The sequence below is a fragment of the Actinospica sp. genome (assembly GCF_035552695.1).
In the GTDB taxonomy this organism is placed as follows: domain Bacteria; phylum Actinomycetota; class Actinomycetes; order Streptomycetales; family Catenulisporaceae; genus Actinospica.
The window spans coordinates 1-17,394 of sequence record NZ_DASZKT010000146.1; the positions used below are offsets into that span (position 1 = coordinate 1).

Consider the following 17,394-nt stretch of genomic DNA (forward strand, 5'->3'; position numbering starts at 1 on the left):
ATGACCTCGCCGATCTTGTCCACCGGGATCTTGATGGTGATGATCCGCGGCGCGAGCTCGGACATCTCGTCCGGCACGTCGATCGCCTCGAGCATCACGTCGAGCACGTGGAAGCGCGCGTCGCGGGCCTGCTTGAGCGCCTGGCCGAGCACGGCGGCCGGGATGCCGTCGAGCTTGGTGTCCAGCTGCAGCGCGGTGACGAACTCCTTGGTGCCGGCGACCTTGAAGTCCATGTCGCCGAAGGCGTCCTCGGCGCCGAGGATGTCGGTCAGCGCGACGTACTCGGTCTTGCCGTCGATCTCCGCGGAGACCAGGCCCATCGCGATGCCCGCGACCGGCGCCTTGAGCGGCACGCCCGCGTTCAGCAGCGACATGGTCGAGGCGCAGACCGAGCCCATCGAGGTCGAGCCGTTCGAGCCGAGGGCCTCGGAGACCTGGCGGATCGCGTACGGGAACTCCTCGCGCGTCGGCAGCACCGGCAGGAGCGCCCGCTCGGCCAGCGCGCCGTGCCCGATCTCGCGGCGCTTCGGCGAGCCCACCCGGCCGGTCTCACCGGTCGAGTACGGCGGGAAGTTGTAGTTGTGCATGTAGCGCTTGCGGTTCTCCGGGTTCAGCGTGTCGATCTGCTGTTCCATCCGGAGCATGTTCAGCGTGGTGATGCCCATGATCTGGGTCTCGCCGCGCTCGAACAGCGCCGAGCCGTGCACCCGCGGCACGACGTCGACCTCGGCCGACAGCGCCCGGATGTCGGTCACGCCGCGGCCGTCGATGCGCACCCGGTCGCGGATGATCCGCTCGCGCACCAGCTTCTTGGTCAGCGAGCGGTAGGCGCCGGAGATCTCCTTCTCGCGGCCCTCGAACTGGGACGCCAGCTTCTCGATCGTGACGGCCTTGAGCCGGTCCTGCTCGGTCTCGCGCTCCTGCTTGCCCGCGATGGTCATCGCGGCGGCGAGCTCGGCGGAGACGGTCGCGGCCACGGCCTCGTACACGTCCTCCTGGTAGTCCAGGTAGCGCGGGAACTCGGCGGTGGGCTTGGCGGCGAGCTTGGCCAGCTCGGCCTGCGCCCGGCACAGCTCCTTGATGAACGGCTTGGCCGCGTCGAGTCCCTCGGCCACGATCTCCTCGGTCGGCGCGCCGGCGCCGTCCCGGACCAGCTCGATCGTCTTTTTGGTGGCCTCGGCCTCGACCATCATGATCGCGACGTCGCCGTCGGCGAGCACCCGGCCGGCCACGACCATGTCGAAGACCGCGCCCTCGAGCTCCTCGTGGGTCGGGAAGGCGACCCACTGGCCGTCGATCAGGCCGACGCGCACGCCGCCGATCGGGCCGGAGAACGGCAGGCCGGCCAGCTGCGTCGACGCGGACGCGGCGTTGATCGCGATCACGTCGTAGAGGTGCTGCGGGTGCAGCGCCATCACGGTGCAGACGATCTGGATCTCGTTGCGCAGGCCCTTGGCGAAGGACGGGCGCAGCGGGCGGTCGATCAGACGGCACGTCAGGATCGCGTCCTCGGACGGACGGCCCTCGCGCCGGAAGAACGAGCCGGGGATGCGCCCGGCCGCGTACATGCGCTCCTCGACGTCGACGGTCAGCGGGAAGAAGTCCAGCTGGTCCTTCGGTGTCTTCGAGTAGGTGGTGGCCGACAAGATCATGGTCTCGTCGTCCAGGTAGGCCACGGCTGAGCCGGCGGCCTGGCGCGCCAGGCGCCCGGTCTCAAACGTGACCTTGCGGGTGCCGAAGCGCCCGTTGTCGATGATCGCTTCGGTCGTCGCGACCTCTGAACCCTCCATGGGTTCACTCCTTAATTCGTGATCTGGAACGCGACGTGACCCACCTCAGGTGGCCAGGACCGGTCTCCGATCGAAGCCGCCGGATCCGGCGCGCGGGGCTGCCGCGCGACCTCGGATCCCGACGGCCACTACCGAAGATCGGTACACCGGGTCGTACGTTCCGGTCGTTTCCTCTTCGTTTTATCCACAGCCACGCTAACCCATGCGGCTGTGTGTTCGCTCCATGACGCACCCGGACCGAGCTGGACTGAGTACGCCTAGGAGCGGCATCCGGACCTCCGGATACCGCTCCCGTATGCTTTTCCTACGTTATCGACGCAGACCCAGCCGCTCGATCAGCGAGCGGTAGCGCGCGATGTCCTTGTCGGCGAGGTACTTCAGCAGCCGGCGGCGCTTGCCGACGAGCTGCAGCAGGCCACGCCGCGAGTGGTGGTCGTGCTTGTGCGTCTTGACGTGCTCGGTCAGGTCGTTGATGCGCTTGGTGAGCAGCGCGACCTGGACCTCCGGGGAGCCGGTGTCGCCCTCGACCGTCGCGTACTCGGTCATGATCTGCTTCTTCGTTGCGATGTCCAGGGACACGCGCGACTCCTTCTCATGCTCGGGGCCGCCCCGGTCTGATTCACAAGGCGGAGATGAACCCGGGCGCCATTCTATCAGCGCCCGGGTCGTGGTCTCGCCATACTGCTAGGTCAGGCCGTCAGTGCCCCACCGACTGCACGGTGTTGTAGATCGCGAGCACGCCGAGCAGCACCGGGATGACCGAGGCGAGCAGCAGCGCGTCCAGGATGTCCACGGTGCGGGCCCAGCGCGGCGAGAGGGTGCGGTCCGGCAGGCCGAAGCCGACCAGCACCAGCAGCAGGCCGGCCGCGAGCACGACGGCGAAGTACCAGGTCTGCTGCGCGGTGGCGGACACGTGCCGGGCGGCGCCGACCAGCACGAAGGCCTCGGCGATCACCCCGCCGCCGATCAGTGCGGTGACCTGGGTGGTGCGGCGCAGCAGCCGGGCGCGGGAGATCAGCACCAGGCCGAGGATGGCGGCCATCGCCAGCTCCCAGGCGCCGTTGGCCGCGTGCGGGGCGCTGAACGCGAGCACCATCGAGCCGATCGCGGCGACCAGCGCGCACGCGGCGACCAGGCCGGTGAGCAGCTCGTGGCCGCGGCGGGTGCGGCGGCCGATCGCCTCGGTGTCCACCGGGTCGTCGTTGCCGGCGGGCAGCTGGGCCTTGCGCGACTGCTGCTGGGCGCCGACGCCGACCTGCGGGGCGCCGTCGATCAGCACGGGCATCGGGAAGCGGGTCAGCCGCATGGCCAGCCCGGGAAGGAAGCCGATCGCGGCGATCGCGACGGTGCCCGCGCCGGCGGCGAGCTTGACCGGGCCGGCGTGGCTGGCGAGCCCGATGGCCGCGGCCACCGCGCCGATGGTCGCGGCGATCCCGGCCGCGACGTAGACCTCGTCGTGCTCCTCCTGCACCACGCCGCCGATGACCGCGACCACCAGTACCGCGGCACAGGCCACGATGAAGTGGCTGCGGCCGAGTCCGGCGGTCGCGGAGATCGGCAGCACGCCGAGGCCGGCCAGGAACGCGTAGGGCACCGCGCAGCCGCCGAGCACGGCGCCGCCGATGTGGTCCTTGTAGGAGCGCGAGGCGATGCCGCCGGAGATGGTCAGCAGCACGGCGAGGATTCCGGCGACGGCCGCGGGCATGCCGTGCGGGTCGCCCGAACTCCACAGCACCCACGCGCCGACGGCCAGCACCAGCGCGCCGCCGATCAGGCCGAGTCGGCGGAAGTGGACGCCGGTCCACATGCGCGTGTCGTCGGAGACGCTCTGCACGATCGCGTCGACCACGTCGTCGTACACCGGCGGCGGCAGGGTCTCGGTGGCCGCGCGCAGATACAGCAGGTCCCCGTTGCGCACGCCCTGCGCGGCCAGCGAGAGCCCGGTGTCGAGCTCGGTGCCGTCCAGCCGGGCGAGCGCGAAGCCCGAGTGGGCCCCCTCGTTCTGCCACTGGTCGGCCATCCGCAGCACGTCCGGCAGCAGCTCGGCCATCGGCACGTCCTCGGGAAGCGCCACATCCACCCGTACGTCCGGCGCCACCACCGTAATGCGGCAGAACCCTGTCATCACATTGGCAGCCACTGCATGCCCCTCCCGATTTCCCCTGCGACGGTCGATCCCGCGCCCGCGTTACCGTCAACGCGCGCTCTCAATACAGCCTCTGCGCACAGTCGGCCTGCTGTCTACGCGCGCGAGAGTCTACTAGACTCCTCCGAGACTGCCAGTGAGTGCAACAGCTGCGTCTAGCTGTGTAAAGAGTAGGTCAACGGGAGGGGCAGGGCTTTGAGTACCGTCGTCGTCAAGCGGCCGCCGCGGGTGCACCCGCCGCAGGTGCCGACTGGGGAGGTATTCCTCGAACCACCGCCGGAGCTGGCCCGGGCGGCGAAGAACGGCAGTGGGGTGATGCAGGCGCTGCCGATGCTCGGGATGCTGGGCTCGGTCGGGTTCTTCTTCATGCCCGGCACGAACATGATGATGAAGATGATGGGCGGCATGACCGTCCTCGGCTCGCTGGGCATGCTCAGCCAGCAGCTCGGCGGGAACAAGAAGAACGGCAAGGGGAAGACCGCCGACGCCCGCCGCGACTATCTCCGTTATCTGAGCCAGATGCGCCAGCAGGTGCGCAAGACCCAGCAGCAGCAGTACACCGCGCAGATGTGGTCGCACCCTGATCCGGCGCACCTGTGGGCGATCGTGACCAGCGGCCAGCGGCTGTGGGAGCGGCGCCCGAGCGACCCGGACTTCGTGCAGATCCGGCTCGGCACCGGTTCGCAGCGTCTTGCCACGCCGCTGGTCGCGCCGGAGACGGCCCCGGTGGACGAGCTCGAACCGATCTGCGCGGACGCGCTGCGCCGGTTCATCACCGTGCAGGGCATGCTGGACAAGCTGCCGATGGCGGTGCCGCTGCGGTCCTTCTGGCACGTGCTGGTCAGCTCGGCCGGCGACGGCACGCCGGAAGACGCCCGCGGCCACGCCCGCGCGCTGCTCGCCCAGCTGGCCTCGTTCCACGCACCGGACGAGGTGCGCATCTGCGTGCTGGCCGCGGAGAACCGCCGTCAGCACTGGGAATGGGTGAAGTGGCTGCCGCACGCGCAGCACCCCAAGGAGAACGACGCCGCCGGCTCGGTGCGCCTGATCTACTCGGACGCGAACGAGCTCGAGGAGGCGCTCGGCAGTGAACTGATGGACCGCCCGCGCTTCTCCCGGGAGGCGCCGCCCATCCTGGACCAGCCGCACCTGATCGTGGTCGTGGACGGCGCCCGCGCCAGCGGCGACTCCGTGCTGCTGCACGGCGAGGGCGTGCACGGCGTGACCATCATCGAGCTCGACGCCGAGGGCCACGCCGGCCTGGTGCGCGGCGGCGTGCACATGTCGGTGGACGGCCAGAAGCTGAAGGTGGAGACCTCCTCCGGCGCCTCGTTCAGCGGCATCGGCGACCAGCTGTCCATCCCGCAGGCCGAGGCGCTGGCCCGGCAGCTGGCGCCGTTGCGCGTCGGCGGCGGGAGCGACGGGGACGAGCCGCTCACCAGCGCGCTGGACTTCACCGACCTCATGGGCATCGGCGACCCGGGCGCCTTCGACACCCGCAAGGGCTGGAAGCGGCTGAGCCCGCAGGACCGGCTGCGGGTGCCGATCGGCATCGGGGAGGCCGGCGAGCCGGTCATCCTGGACATCAAAGAGGCCGCGATGGGCGGCATGGGCCCGCACGGGCTGTGCATCGGCGCCACCGGTTCCGGAAAGTCCGAGGTTCTTCGAACCCTGGTGCTGGCGCTCGCCGTCACGCACTCCTCGGACAACCTCAACTTCGTGCTCTCCGACTTCAAGGGCGGCGCGACCTTCGCGGGCATGTCGACCATGCCGCACACCGCGGCCGTCATCACGAACATGGCCGACGACCTGACGATGGTCGACCGCATGCGCGACGCCATCGTCGGCGAGATGAACCGGCGCCAGGAGATGCTGCGCGACGCGGGCAACTTCAAGAACATCCACGACTATCAGAAGGCCACTTCGGCCGGGGCCCAGCTGACCCCGATGCCGAACCTGCTGATCGTGCTCGACGAGTTCTCCGAGATGCTCACGGCCAAGCCGGAGTTCCTCGACCTGTTCATCCAGATCGGCCGAATCGGCCGTTCGCTGGGCGTGCACCTGCTGCTCGCCTCGCAGCGGCTGGAGGAGGGCAAGCTGCGCGGCCTGGACACCTACCTGTCCTACCGGCTCGGCCTGAAGACCTTCTCCGCGGCCGAGTCCCGCGTCGTGCTCGGCGTGCCGGACGCGTTCAACCTGCCGTCGATCCCCGGTTCCGGCTACCTCAAGACGGTGGGCGCGGAGTCGGGCGCGGGCCCCGGCCAGCGGTTCAAGGCCGCGTACGTGTCAGGGCCCTACAAGCCGCAGACGCGTACCACGGTGGAACGCAAGCTGGACCACCGCAGGCCGACGCTGTTCACCTCCGCCTACGTGCTGCCCGAAAGGGTCGACGAGCCGGTCTCCGCGACTCCGGCGGCCAAGGAGGAGGACGACGTCATGGTCGACACCGTGCTCGACGTCTTCGTCCGCCAGATGGAGGGCGAGGGCATCCCGGCGCACCAGGTGTGGCTGCCTCCGCTGGTCGAGCCGCCGACGCTGGACGCGCTGCTGCCGGGCATCCAGGCCACGGCCGACCGGGGTCTGATCGCGACCGGCTACTCAGGCTCCGGCCGGCTCAGCGTGCCGATCGCGATCGCGGACAAGCCGATCGAGCAGAAGCGCGAGGTCTACCAGCTTGACCTGTCCGGCGCCGCGGGCCACGCGGTGGTCGTCGGCGGTCCGCGGTCCGGCAAGTCGACGCTGCTGCGCACGATGATCACCGGCCTGTCGCTCGGCCACACGCCGATGGAGACGCAGTTCTTCTGCCTCGACTTCGGCGGCGGTTCGCTGATGAGCCTGCAGGGCCTGCCGCACATGTCGGGCCTCGGCGGCCGGCTGGACGCGGACGTGGTCCGACGCATCGTCAGCGAGGTCGTCGGAATCCTCGACAAGCGCGAGGAGACGTTCCGCACCAACCAGATCGACTCCATCGGCACCTTCCGCGCCAAGCGGGCGCGGGGCGAGCTGCCCAACGAGCCGTTCGGGGACGTCTTCCTGGTCGTGGACGGCTGGCAGACGCTCAAGAGCGAGTTCGAGATGCTCGAGCAGGACATCCTCGACATCGCCCAGCGCGGCCTCGGTTTCGGCGTGCACGTGGTGATCTCGGCCGCGCGGTGGGCGGAGATGCGCCCGCAGCTGAAGGACGCCATCAACACCCGCATCGAGCTGCGGCTCGGCGACCCGATGGAATCCGACATCGACCGCAAGGTCGCGCAGAACGTGCCGGCCGGCAACCCGGGCCGCGGTATCACCCGGGCCAAGCTGCACTTCCTCGGCGCGCTGCCGCGGATCGACGGGGTGGAGGACGCGACGGACCTGGCGGACGGCGTGGCCAAGACGGTCAGCGCCATCGCCGAGGCCTGGCAGGGCCCCGCGGCCCCCAAGCTGCGGATGCTCCCGCTCATGGTCCCGTACACGGACCTGCCCGAGCCCGCCGCCCGTCCCGTGCACGCGATCCCGCTCGGCGTGGACGAGAACAAGCTGGAGCCGGTGTACCTGGACTTCAGCCAGGACCCGCACTTCCTGATGTTCGGCGAGAGCGAGTCCGGCAAGACCGCGGTGCTGCGGACGATCATCAAGGGCATCACCGAGGCCTACAACGGCACCGAGGCGCGCATCCTGCTCGTGGACTACCGGCGCACGCTCCTCGGCGCGTGCCCGGAGAGCCACGCGCTCGGATACTGCGCCGCGGCCGGCGCGGTGCAGTCGACCGTCTCCGAGATCCGCCCGTTCCTGGACAAGCGCCAGCCGGGCCCCGAGGTGACGGCCGAGCAGCTGCGCAACCGTTCGTGGTGGACGGGTCCGGAGATCTTCGTGATCGTGGACGACTACGATCTGGTGGCCACGCAGGGCGGCAACCCGCTCATGCCCTTCGCCGAGTACCTCCCGATGGCCCGGGACCTCGGCTTCCACCTGATCGTCTCGCGCGCCTCGGGCGGTGCCAGCCGCTCACTGTTCGAGCCGCTCGTCCAGCGGATGCGCGAGTCCCGCCAACCCGGCCTGCTGCTGTCGGCGGACCGCGAGGAGGGCCAGCTCCTCGGCACCGTCCGCGGCAGCCAGCAGCCCGCCGGCCGCGGCACCCTCGTCTCCCGCCGGCACGGCACGATGCTCGTGCAGACGGCCTTCAGCCCGCCGGTGCTGTAAGAGGGAAGGAACGGGCCCGACCGGAGTGATCCGGTCGGGCCCGTTCCGCTTAACCCGTTCCTCTTAACGAGTGACGCGATAGTCGACGAGCAGGTAGCCGGTCGGCGACATGTCGCTTCGGATCGACTCGAGCCGGATCGGCGGCAAACCTTCGAGGAGCCGTTGTCCACGGCCGACGATGCGCGGCGCGATCACGAGCCTGAGTTCGTCGACGACGTCAGCGGCGAGCAGCGACCGAGCGACCGAGATACTCGCGTGGACGCCGATTTCGCCTCCGCTCTGCTGCTTGAGATCCCGAACGAATTCGACCAGCCCACCCTCGATCGCCGTCGCATTGGCCCAATCTCGGTCAAGCGGCGTCGACGTCGCGACATACTTCGCGACCCCGTTGATGAATGACGCGAATGGCTCGATCTGGCTGCTCGGCCAGAACTGCGCCCACTCGGTGTAGCTACGGCGGCCGAGAATGACCGCGTCCTGTGCCGCGATCACAGCGGCGAGGTTGGCGTCCATCGCCTCGTCCCAGTCGGCGAAGAACTCATCCGGGGCCTCGGCCACGCCGTCGAGGGACGACAGTTCGTACACGACGATCTTTCGCACGCCCAACACCTCCAGTTTTGCCCGATGCTACTGGTTGGACTGATCGGGTCGCCGAAACTCATCGCTGCGACGTGCAGGACTTTTCACGCGGGCCGGCCAAGGCCACTTCTCACACGGAAGGGCGCGGCGGCTACGGCGCGGCGGCTACAGCTGGGTAGCGCCGCGGCGGCGGGCGGCGTCGCGGGCCACGGCGGCGGCGGCGAGGGCGACGATGGCGGTGAGCAGGCCGGCGGCGAGGGCGATGTAGGCCCAGCGCTGCTGGTTCTCGGCCTCGTGGTTGCCCGCGGTGGCCACGTAGGGCTTGACGACCGTCTTGTCAACCTGCTGGCTCGTCGCGGCGGCCTGGCCGTCCGCGTTCGGGCCGATGCCGAGCATCGGGGTCAGGCCGCTGATCGGGCCGCTCGAGGCGGCCAGCGAGTCGCTGACGGTCGCGTTCAGCGCGTTCTGGATGTCGGCCTCGCCCCAGCCGAGCGACGGGCTGTACGCGCCGTCGCCGTCCGCGGTGGCCTCGATGGTCTTGATGACCTCGTAGGCGCGCGCGGGGGTGCGGTCGCCGCTGGAGGTCCAGTGGTGCTCCTGGATGATCAGCGCGGCCTCGGCCGCCACGTACGGGGACGCGAAGCTCGTGCCGTCGTCGACCGCGATCTTGCCGTTCTGCAGCAGGCCGCCGACGCCGACGCCCGGGGCGACCACGCCGACGAAGTACGTGTTCTTCGCCGTGCCGGACTCGGAGAACGTGGCCACCGTGCCGTACTGGTCCACCGCGCCGACCGCGAGCACGTCCGGGTACGAGGCCGGATAGGTGCGCGGGTTCACGCCGTAGTCGGTGCCGTTGTTGTCGGTGGTGTCCCGGTCGCCCTGGTTGCCCGCCGAGGTCACGATGACCACGCCCTGGCTGTACGCGTACTGCACGGCGGCGAGCAGCTTGGGGTCCTGGTCGTAGCCGTCCTGCGAGATGTTGATGACCGTGGCGCCTTCGCCGACGGCGTCCGTGATCGCCTGCGCCATCGCGTCCTCGGTGTTGCCGCTGCCCTGCGCGGCGTTGCATCCGGCCTCGCGGAGCGAGAGCAGCTGCACGCCGGGGGCGATGCCCTGCATGCCGTTGACGCCCGCCGCCTTCTGCGCGCCGATGATCGAGGCGACCATCGTGCCGTGGCCGTCGTCGTCCGCGTCGGGGCCGGTGGACTCGCCGTTGAGCACGGTGCCGCCGCCCGCGTTGAGCTGGCCCTGGCTCTGGATGCCCGTGTCGATGACCGCGACCTTGACCCCGGTGCCGTCGAGCTGGTTGCCCTGCAGGTTCGTCAGGTGCCCGGGATTGGCGGCCTGGATCTCCCAGGGCGTATCGGCCTGGTTCTTGTCCACCGTCACGTTGGCGGAGGTGCAGTTGCTCGAGGCCTGCGACGCCGCGAGGCCGGTGGCGGCCGCCGCGGCGGCCGCCGGGAGGCCGAGCCCGGTGCCGCACGCCAGTACGGTGGCCGCCGCGGCGTAGCGGGTCTTCCGGAAGGCGCTCATGGTGCCGTGGTCTCCCGTCTCAGCTGCCTGATTGCGGGGACTTGCCCGCCGCGGCCGGATTGAGCTCGGCGCCGCCCTGGAGCAGGTTGATCCACGTCGGCGGCAGCGTCTCCGGTTTCACCTGGGAGTAGCCGAGCTGGCAGACCGCGGTGACCGTCTGGCCGGAGCTCGAGCTCGAGCTCGATCCCGAGCCGGAGCTCGAGTTGGAGGCGCAGCTGGAGTTGCCGGAACCCGACGCGGACGCGGACGCGGAAGCCGAGGCGGTGGCTCCGGCGACGGCCACGACGCCGCTGCCGAGCGGATAGCGGAAGCCCGAGTCCTCGATCAGGTACTCGGTGCCGCTCGAGGACTTCGCGATCAGCCCGTAGCCCGGCTTGACCAGGACGACGCCTGCCAAGAGGTTGCCGCCCGACTGGGGGACGCCGAACGAGCCGTTGTCCGCGCCGGAGGGCAATGCCGAGCTCGTCCAGGTGGTCAGGGCCGGAACGTTGTTCTCGCTCTGGCCGTTGTAGCCCACGCAGATGTTCGCGGTCGTCGCCGAACTCGTGTCCGTGCCGTAGAGGCTCGGCGGCAGCACCGGCCAGTTGGAGCCGTCGGTGCTCGACTCGAACGTGGTCGAAGCCTGGGGCGCGCCGCCCTTGTTCGCCGCGTTGATCGCGGACAGGTTCAGCGTGTTCGAGGGGAACGGATTGATGTGCTTGGTCGTCAGGTCGCCGTTGGCCGTGTACAGGTCGTACTCGAACGGGGTCAGCTGCAGGACGCCGTTCGCGGTCTGCACCGCGCCGCCCGCCGAGGAGGACGTTTTGAGCGCACCGTATTCGCCGACCGTGTTGCCCGGCTGGGACGAGGCGGTGACGCCGTCGCCCAGGTCCGAGAGTTTCGGGTAGGTGAGCGGGTCGCCCTTGGTGAAGACGTTGAGCCAGGCGTCGGAGACCCAGAATCCGGTCGTGTCGCTCGTCATCGCCGTGCCCTCGTTGACCGCGCCGAGGATGTCCTGGACGTACGTCTTCTGGGTCGTGTCGTTGCCGATGAAGTACCGGTAGTCGCCGTCGATCAGGTAGACGTCGTCGGCGTTGTCGTGCACGATCAGCGCCGCGGCGCTCTTGCTCGTCCACACGGTGGTCGAGGAGCTCGGCGCGTAGCCGACCTCCAGGTAGTTCTGGCCGGTGGACGTGCTGGCGCCGTTCGCGAGGACCTCGTTCTGGCAGAACGACCACTGGGTCAGGCCCATGTTCGAGGAGGAGGGCACGTCCTCCGGGGCGCCGAGGATGCCGACCGGGGAGCCGATCGTGACACCCGAGTTGTTGAGTGTCGAGTCCGGTACGTCGTACTTCGAGAAGTTCGTGCCGAGGATCAGCCGGGCCGAGGTTATGTTGTAGACCGCGTGCAGTTCGCCGCTCTGCGTGATGTACGCGGCGCCGGTGCTCGAGTCGACGGCGAGACCGTTCTGCCAGCCGTTCGGCGCGGAGGGCTTGAACACTCCGAGCACCATCACGGCGACCACGGCGAGCGCGCTGAGGATGATCGAGGTCGCGAACGTCTTCACCGGCCGGGGCGCGCCCTCGTCGCTTCCGGTCGCCGTCGGCACGACCAGATTCGCGACCATGCGCCGCCGCGCGAAATTGAACGCGTCCAGTTGATCCTTGCGAGTCGCCACTGCCCCATATCTCCCCTCGGACCCCCGCGCCCCGATGGCGAGAGCACGCGTGCGAAACAGAGTACAGTAACGGCGGCACGATCGGACCGGGCACGTCGGGGGCACGAGGGGCTGTTTCCGGACCCGGATCCGCGCGTACCATACGGCTGCGGAGTAAGGACTTTTCGCGCTCATCACGAGGGGGCAGGCGCACACAGATGGCGACAGCACGCACTCAACCGCGCGCGGCGGCACCCGCGCCCGCGGCGGAGGGACGCCGGCCCGTCGGCGTCCAGGTCACCCCTGGCTTCCACCCGCGTCCCGGCCGGATCGGCTCGGTCCCGCTGATCCGGCTGATCCTCATCGAGGCGGCGGCGGCGCTGGCCGCGGTGCCGTTCCTGATGCACAAGCCGGTGGTGATCGCGGGCACCGGGCCGGTGGCGCTGCTGTGCGTGATCGGAGCGATCGGGGGCAGCCGGGGACGCTGGCTCGGCGCCGCGCGGCAGGTGCGCGGGGATTTCAAGGACCGGCACGACCAGCAGCGGCCGGCGAGCGGGGAGTCCGCGCTGGCGCCGCTGCGGGAGACCTTCCCGGCGCTGAAGACCGCGACCGTGTCCACCCGCGGCGGCGAGCCGGTCGGCGTGATCGGTGACGGGACCTTCCTGACCGCCGTCATCCAGCTCGACTCGCGCGACGAGCCGCTGCGCGAGCCCCGGCAGTCGCATCCGCTGCCGGTCGGCGCGGTGGCCGCGGCCCTGTCGGACACTCAGGTCCCGGTCGCCAGCGTGCAGCTGATCTCGCACTCGCGTCCGGCCCCGGCGCCGCACCTGCCGCGCCAGTCGCTGTCGGCACGGTCGTATCAGAGCATCGGCGCCGACGTTCCGGCGCAGCGCACGACGTGGGCCGCGGTGCGGCTCGACCCGGAGGCGGCGCACGGCGCGGTCGAGGCGCGCGGCGGCGGCCGGACCGGAGCGCAGCGCGCGCTGCTGACGGCGGTTCAGCGGGTGGCCAGCCAGATCGAGGGCGCGGGCTTCGAGGCGACGATCCTCAGCGAGCCTGAGCTGATCACCGCGCTGGGCACGGCGTGCATGATCAGCCAGGTGGCGGTGAACCCCACGGCGGCCGCGCACCGGCGCACCGAGGAGACGAAGCGGTACTGGCGCTGCGACGGCAGCTGGCACACGACGTACTGGCTGGACAAGCCGCCGACGCTCTCGGCGCGCACGAGCCCTGATTTCTTCGCCTCGGTGAGCTCGCTGCCCGCACTGGGCACCAGCGTCGCGGTGAACCTGAGCCGGGGCACCGGGGACTCCGTCGCGTTCAGCTGCTTCGTGCGGATCGCGGCGGGCTCGGAGAACCAGCTGAACGAGTCGAGCAAGCAGCTCGAGGCGCGGGCCGGCCAGGCCGGCGCGGGCCTGACCCGGCTCGACGGGGAGCAGCTGCCCGGACTGGTCGCCACCGTCCCGCTGGGAGGGGAGTAGCAGATGTCGAACTCAGCACCGTCCGCCTACGCGCCGCGCCGGGCCGCCGCGCGGGCCACCGCGCCGGAGCCGCGCGTCGTCGTGGCGGCCCGTCCGGACCGCGGCAACGAGCTGCGGCTGATCCCGGCGCGCGGCCCGCAGCTGGAGAAGCACATCCTGGAGCCGGAGGAGTTCGGCGCGCTCGCCCTGCCGGTCGGCGACGACGGCGTGGTGATCGGCACCGACCAGGGCAGCCGTCCCGCGGTGCTCGGTATGTTCAAGCCGAAGGCCGTGGACATCGCGCTGATCGGCGGCGCGTACCTGGCGCAACTGCTGGCGCTGCGGGCGACGGCGACCGGGGCGCGGGTGGTCGTGGAGACCGCGCGTCCGCAGCTGTGGGCCCCGCTGGCGCAGAACGCGGGCGGCGGGCAGCAGGTGATCGCCGTGGTTCCGGTGCGGCGCGTGGGCAACCTCGGTGCCACCGCCGCGTCCCCGGTGCTGCTGCTCAGGGACGCCGGCGCCCGGCCGCCGCGCAGCTCGGCCCCGAAGACGTCCTGGATGACGACGCTGACCCTGGTGCCGTTCCTCGACCCGTCGTACGCGGGCCACCTGATCACCTCGGACTACGTGGCGATCCAGCAGGTCTCCCCGCAGGAGGCCGAGGTGGCCGCGCGGCTGTTCCGGCTCGGCCCGCAGGACGTGGCGGCGCTGCCGACCCTGCTGCCCGAGCTGGCGCTGTGGACGGCGCGGCACGGCCGGCAGTACGTGTTCTCGGCGCCGACGCGGGACGAGACCGGGTTGCTCGGCACGCCCCGCCGGATGGACTGAGCGGGCTCGCGCTGACCCCGGGCCGGGAGCGAGTCAGACGACTGTTTTCCGGAACGACCGCGATCCGGTTACCGTAGGGCGTCAGGGGAAGGCGACACAGAGGGATGGAAGCGGCGTGAGCGGCGAGAACGGGTACGGCGACGGGCCGGAGGAAGACAGCTGGACAGGCCCTGTCTACACGACCCCGGACTGGTATCGCCAAGGGGGTACCGGGGCGCCCGCCGCCCCGCAGCCGCCCGCGGCGCAGCCCCCGGCCCCGCAGCAGCCGAATCCGGCGCAGGGGCCGCAGCAGGGTGACGGTCCGGGGCCGCAGCAGGGTGACGGTTCGGGGCCGCAGCAGGGGCAGGGCGCGGGGATGAGCGCTCCCCCGCCGCCGCCCGTCGGCCGGCCGATCCAGCTGCCGCCGCCGGCCGGCGCTCCGCTGATGCCGCCGCCCGGAGCGAATCCGCAGCAGCACGGGCAGGCCGCCGCGCCGCTGCCGTCCGTCGGCAATCCGGTGCTGCCGCCGCCGCAGGGTCCGCAGGTGCCGGGCGGCGGTCCCATGCCGCTGACTCCCCCGCCGCCGGTGCCGCCGGTACTCAACAGCGGCGCGCCCGCGCAGCAGCCTGGTCCGACCCCGCCGCCTCCGGCTCCGCACGCGGGTGGGCCGTCGGCGGGTCCCTCGCTTCCGCCGCCCCCGCCGATCCCGAACACCGGGGTACCCGCGCACGGCGGCCCTTCGCTACCGCCCCCGCCGCAGATCCCGAACAGCGGGGTACCCGCGCCGAACAGGCCGCAGGCCGGGCCGCCGCAGGCCGCGGCCGGCTCGCCCGGTCCCGCGCTGCCGCCTCCGCCGCCGGTTTCCGGTGGCAACGTCCCGTCGCAGGGACCGGGTTCGTCCGCCGACCCGCTGTCCGGAGCGGGGCGTTCCAGCGAGCTTCCGGTGGATCCGCCCGCGCCCGGCGTGTGGCAGGCCGCGGCCCCGCCGCCCGCACCCGCCGCGCCGGAGTCCAAGCCCGAGCCGACCGCTCCGCAGCCGCCGAGGCCGCAGGCCGCGCTGCCGCCGGCGCAGGGTCCCGGCCCGCAGCAGGCGCCGCATCTGCCCGCGCCGCTGACGCCTCCGGCGCCGCCCGCGCAGCAGGGTCCGCCGCACCTGCCCGCGCCCGCGTCGCAGTTCCCCGGTCCGCAGCCGCCGCACCCGGCGCCGCCCACGCCGATCAACCAGGCTCCGATCAACGCGCCACAGCAGCAGCCGCAGGCCCAGCAGCCGTTCGCGGTGTTCAACGCGCCGGTGCCGCAGCAGCAGCCCGAGCAGCCGCTCTACTCGCCGCAGCAGGCCCAGCAGCAACAGCAGCCGCAACCGCAACCGCAGCAGCAACCCCAGCAGCAGCCGTACGGCTATCCGCAGTACGGCCCGCCCGGCCAGTCCGGCCAGAACCCCGCGCAGCACTTCCCGACGCAGCAGATGCCGCCGGCCGCCGGCGCCGGATACACCCAGTCCGGCCAGTCCTACGGCTCCGGGCTCGCCACCCCGCTGGGCTTCCAGGCCTCGCAGGAGCTCAGCTCGGAGCGCCTGGTGCGCCGGGCCGAGCCGGTGGCGAAGACCGGCTGGCGGCGCACCGTGCGCTCGGTCAGCGGCGGCGTCATCAAGGTGAAGCCGGGCAAGGCCGAGTCCGCGCGGCAGGAGCAGCTCGACCGGATCCGCACGCCGCTGCTCGGCTGCTACCGGGTCGCGGTGATCTCGCTCAAGGGCGGCGTCGGCAAGACCACGACGACCACGGCCCTCGGCGCGACGCTCGCCTGGAACCGCGGCGACCGGGTCATCGCGGTGGACGCCAACCCGGACGCCGGCACACTTGGCCGCCGGGTGCGCCGGGAGACCGGCGCGACGATCCGGGACATGCTGCAGGCGCTGCCGAACATCCGCAGCTACGTGGACATGCGCCGCTTCACCTCGCAGGCCCCGAGCCGGCTCGAGGTGCTGGCGAACGACGTCGACCCGGCCGTCTCGACCACGTTCAACGACGAGGACTACCGGCGGATCATCGAGGCGCTGCAGAATCAGTACTCGATAATCCTCACCGACTCAGGCACCGGCCTGCTCTACTCGGCCATGCGCGGCGTGCTGACGATGGCCGATCAGCTGATCGTCGTCGCCACCCCCAGCGTGGACGGCGGCAACTCGGCCTCGACCACGCTGGACTGGCTGATCGCGCACGGCTTCGAGGACCTGGTGCGCCGCTCGATCACGGTGATCTCGGCGGTCCGCCCGGCCTCCAAGGAGATCGACCTTTCCCAGCTGGTCGCGCACTTCGCGGCGCGCTGCCGGGCCGTGGTCTCGGTGCCCTACGACTCGCACCTGGCCACCGGCGCCGAGGTCGACCTGGAGTACCTGAAGCCCGCCACGGCGGACGCGTACCTGGAGCTCGCCGCGCACGTCGCGGACGGTTTCAGCTCGCAGCGCGGCGTCGGCCCGCAGCACCACTTCGGGCCCTGATCTGACGGGTACTACGACGCCGTGAGCGAAAGGCGCCGGGCCAGCGCGGATCACGACGGAGGACGCGGCCCCAATCGTCGCGTCGTAATCGGCGCGGCGGCAGCTGGCGCGATCGGGGCGGTCGGCGTTGGAGCCGGCTTCGCGCTGACCGACCATTCCTCGTCGACGCCGCCCTCGGGGCAGGCAGCGGGCCCCACGGCTGGCCCGAGGGCGCGTATCTGCTGCGGCTCGACGCGGCGAACGGCTACCAGCGCTACGTCCCGATGATCGTGCGGTCGGCTAGTGCGAAGGGCAAACTGCTGCTGATGCACGCGGCCGCGACATGGCAGGCCTACAACCTGTGGGGCGGCTACAGCCTCTATCAGGGGCCTAACGGGAGTTACGACGCGCGATCGCTCGCCGTCAGCTTCGACCGGCCGTACGACGACGTCGGCGCGGAGAAGTTCCTGGTGTACGAGTGGGCGGCGGTCGTGCGGGCGGAACGCCTCGGCCTGCCGGTCGCGTACACCACGGGCATCGACGTGCGCGACGACCCGAGCGTGCTCAGCGGCGCCGCCGCGATCTTCTCGCTCGGCCACGACGAATACTGGACTCCGCAGCAGCGTCAGAGCGTCACCGGGGCGCGCGACGCGGGTACCAATGTCGCCTTCCTCGGCGCGAACACGTGCTTCCGCGGGATCCGCTTCGAGTCCAGCGAACTCGGCACGAATCGGAACGTGACCTGCTATAAGACCTCGTACGAACAGGATCCGCTCTACGGGCAC

10 protein-coding genes and 1 pseudogene are annotated in these 17,394 nt (G+C 71.2%); 5 read left to right on the plus strand and 6 right to left on the minus strand.

Translation table 11 applies throughout. The features are described 5' to 3' along the window. The 3 genes from VG296_RS18285 to eccD all read right to left on the minus strand — a co-directional run. Positions 1–1,790 (minus strand): polyribonucleotide nucleotidyltransferase (locus tag VG296_RS18285; RefSeq protein ID WP_325567116.1); only part of this gene is annotated, 1,790 nt, incomplete at its 3' end. A 309-nt stretch (positions 1,791–2,099) separates the two neighbouring features. Then, entirely contained in the window at positions 2,100–2,369 is a 270-nt protein-coding gene (gene rpsO / locus VG296_RS18290; protein ID WP_307844357.1) for a 30S ribosomal protein S15, read from the minus strand. Positions 2,370–2,487: 118 nt separating this feature from the next. After that, a complete protein-coding gene (eccD, locus tag VG296_RS18295) occupies positions 2,488–3,930 on the minus strand; it encodes a type VII secretion integral membrane protein EccD (protein WP_325567122.1) in 1,443 nt (480 codons plus the stop codon). A 201-nt stretch (positions 3,931–4,131) separates the two neighbouring features. Between eccD and eccCa the strand changes: the two genes are divergently transcribed. Next, positions 4,132–8,118, plus strand: a complete 3,987-nt coding sequence (eccCa, locus tag VG296_RS18300; protein ID WP_325567124.1) for a type VII secretion protein EccCa — start codon at positions 4,132–4,134, stop codon at positions 8,116–8,118. Positions 8,119–8,181: 63 nt separating this feature from the next. Here eccCa and VG296_RS18305 read toward each other — a convergent pair whose 3' ends face one another. The 3 genes from VG296_RS18305 to eccB all read right to left on the minus strand — a co-directional run bounded on the left by VG296_RS18305 (position 8,182) and on the right by eccB (position 11,887). After that, a complete protein-coding gene (locus tag VG296_RS18305) occupies positions 8,182–8,718 on the minus strand; it encodes a dihydrofolate reductase family protein (protein ID WP_325567126.1) in 537 nt (178 codons plus the stop codon). Positions 8,719–8,862: 144 nt separating this feature from the next. Then, complete coding sequence (locus tag VG296_RS18310) at positions 8,863–10,230, minus strand: S8 family serine peptidase (protein WP_325567128.1); 1,368 nt, start codon at positions 10,228–10,230, stop codon at positions 8,863–8,865. A gap of 19 nt (positions 10,231–10,249) precedes the next feature. Next, entirely contained in the window at positions 10,250–11,887 is a 1,638-nt protein-coding gene (gene eccB, locus VG296_RS18315; RefSeq protein ID WP_325567130.1) for a type VII secretion protein EccB, read from the minus strand. Between the two features lie 197 nt (positions 11,888–12,084). Between eccB and eccE the strand changes: the two genes are divergently transcribed. From eccE to VG296_RS18335, 4 genes and pseudogenes are all read left to right on the plus strand, one after another. Continuing rightward, positions 12,085–13,347, plus strand: coding sequence for a type VII secretion protein EccE (gene eccE, locus VG296_RS18320; RefSeq protein ID WP_325567131.1), 1,263 nt, complete (start codon positions 12,085–12,087; stop codon positions 13,345–13,347). Positions 13,348–13,350: 3 nt separating this feature from the next. Next, a complete protein-coding gene (locus VG296_RS18325) occupies positions 13,351–14,154 on the plus strand; it encodes a hypothetical protein (RefSeq protein ID WP_325567133.1) in 804 nt (267 codons plus the stop codon). 115 nt (positions 14,155–14,269) lie between these two features. Beyond that, positions 14,270–16,630, plus strand: a complete 2,361-nt coding sequence (locus VG296_RS18330; protein ID WP_325567135.1) for an AAA family ATPase — start codon at positions 14,270–14,272, stop codon at positions 16,628–16,630. A gap of 203 nt (positions 16,631–16,833) precedes the next feature. Continuing rightward, positions 16,834–17,394: pseudogene (locus VG296_RS18335) on the plus strand (N,N-dimethylformamidase beta subunit family domain-containing protein); the annotation flags it as partial.

What these genes read in the sequence shown, in the direction of transcription:
- VG296_RS18310 (WP_325567128.1), bottom strand. Translation starts at nt 10,230, where the DNA reads ATGAGCGCCTTCCGGAAGACCCGCTACGCCGCGGCGGCCACCGTACTG.
- eccE (WP_325567131.1), top strand. Translation starts at nt 12,085, where the DNA reads ATGGCGACAGCACGCACTCAACCGCGCGCGGCGGCACCCGCGCCCGCG.
- VG296_RS18325 (WP_325567133.1), top strand. Translation starts at nt 13,351, where the DNA reads ATGTCGAACTCAGCACCGTCCGCCTACGCGCCGCGCCGGGCCGCCGCG.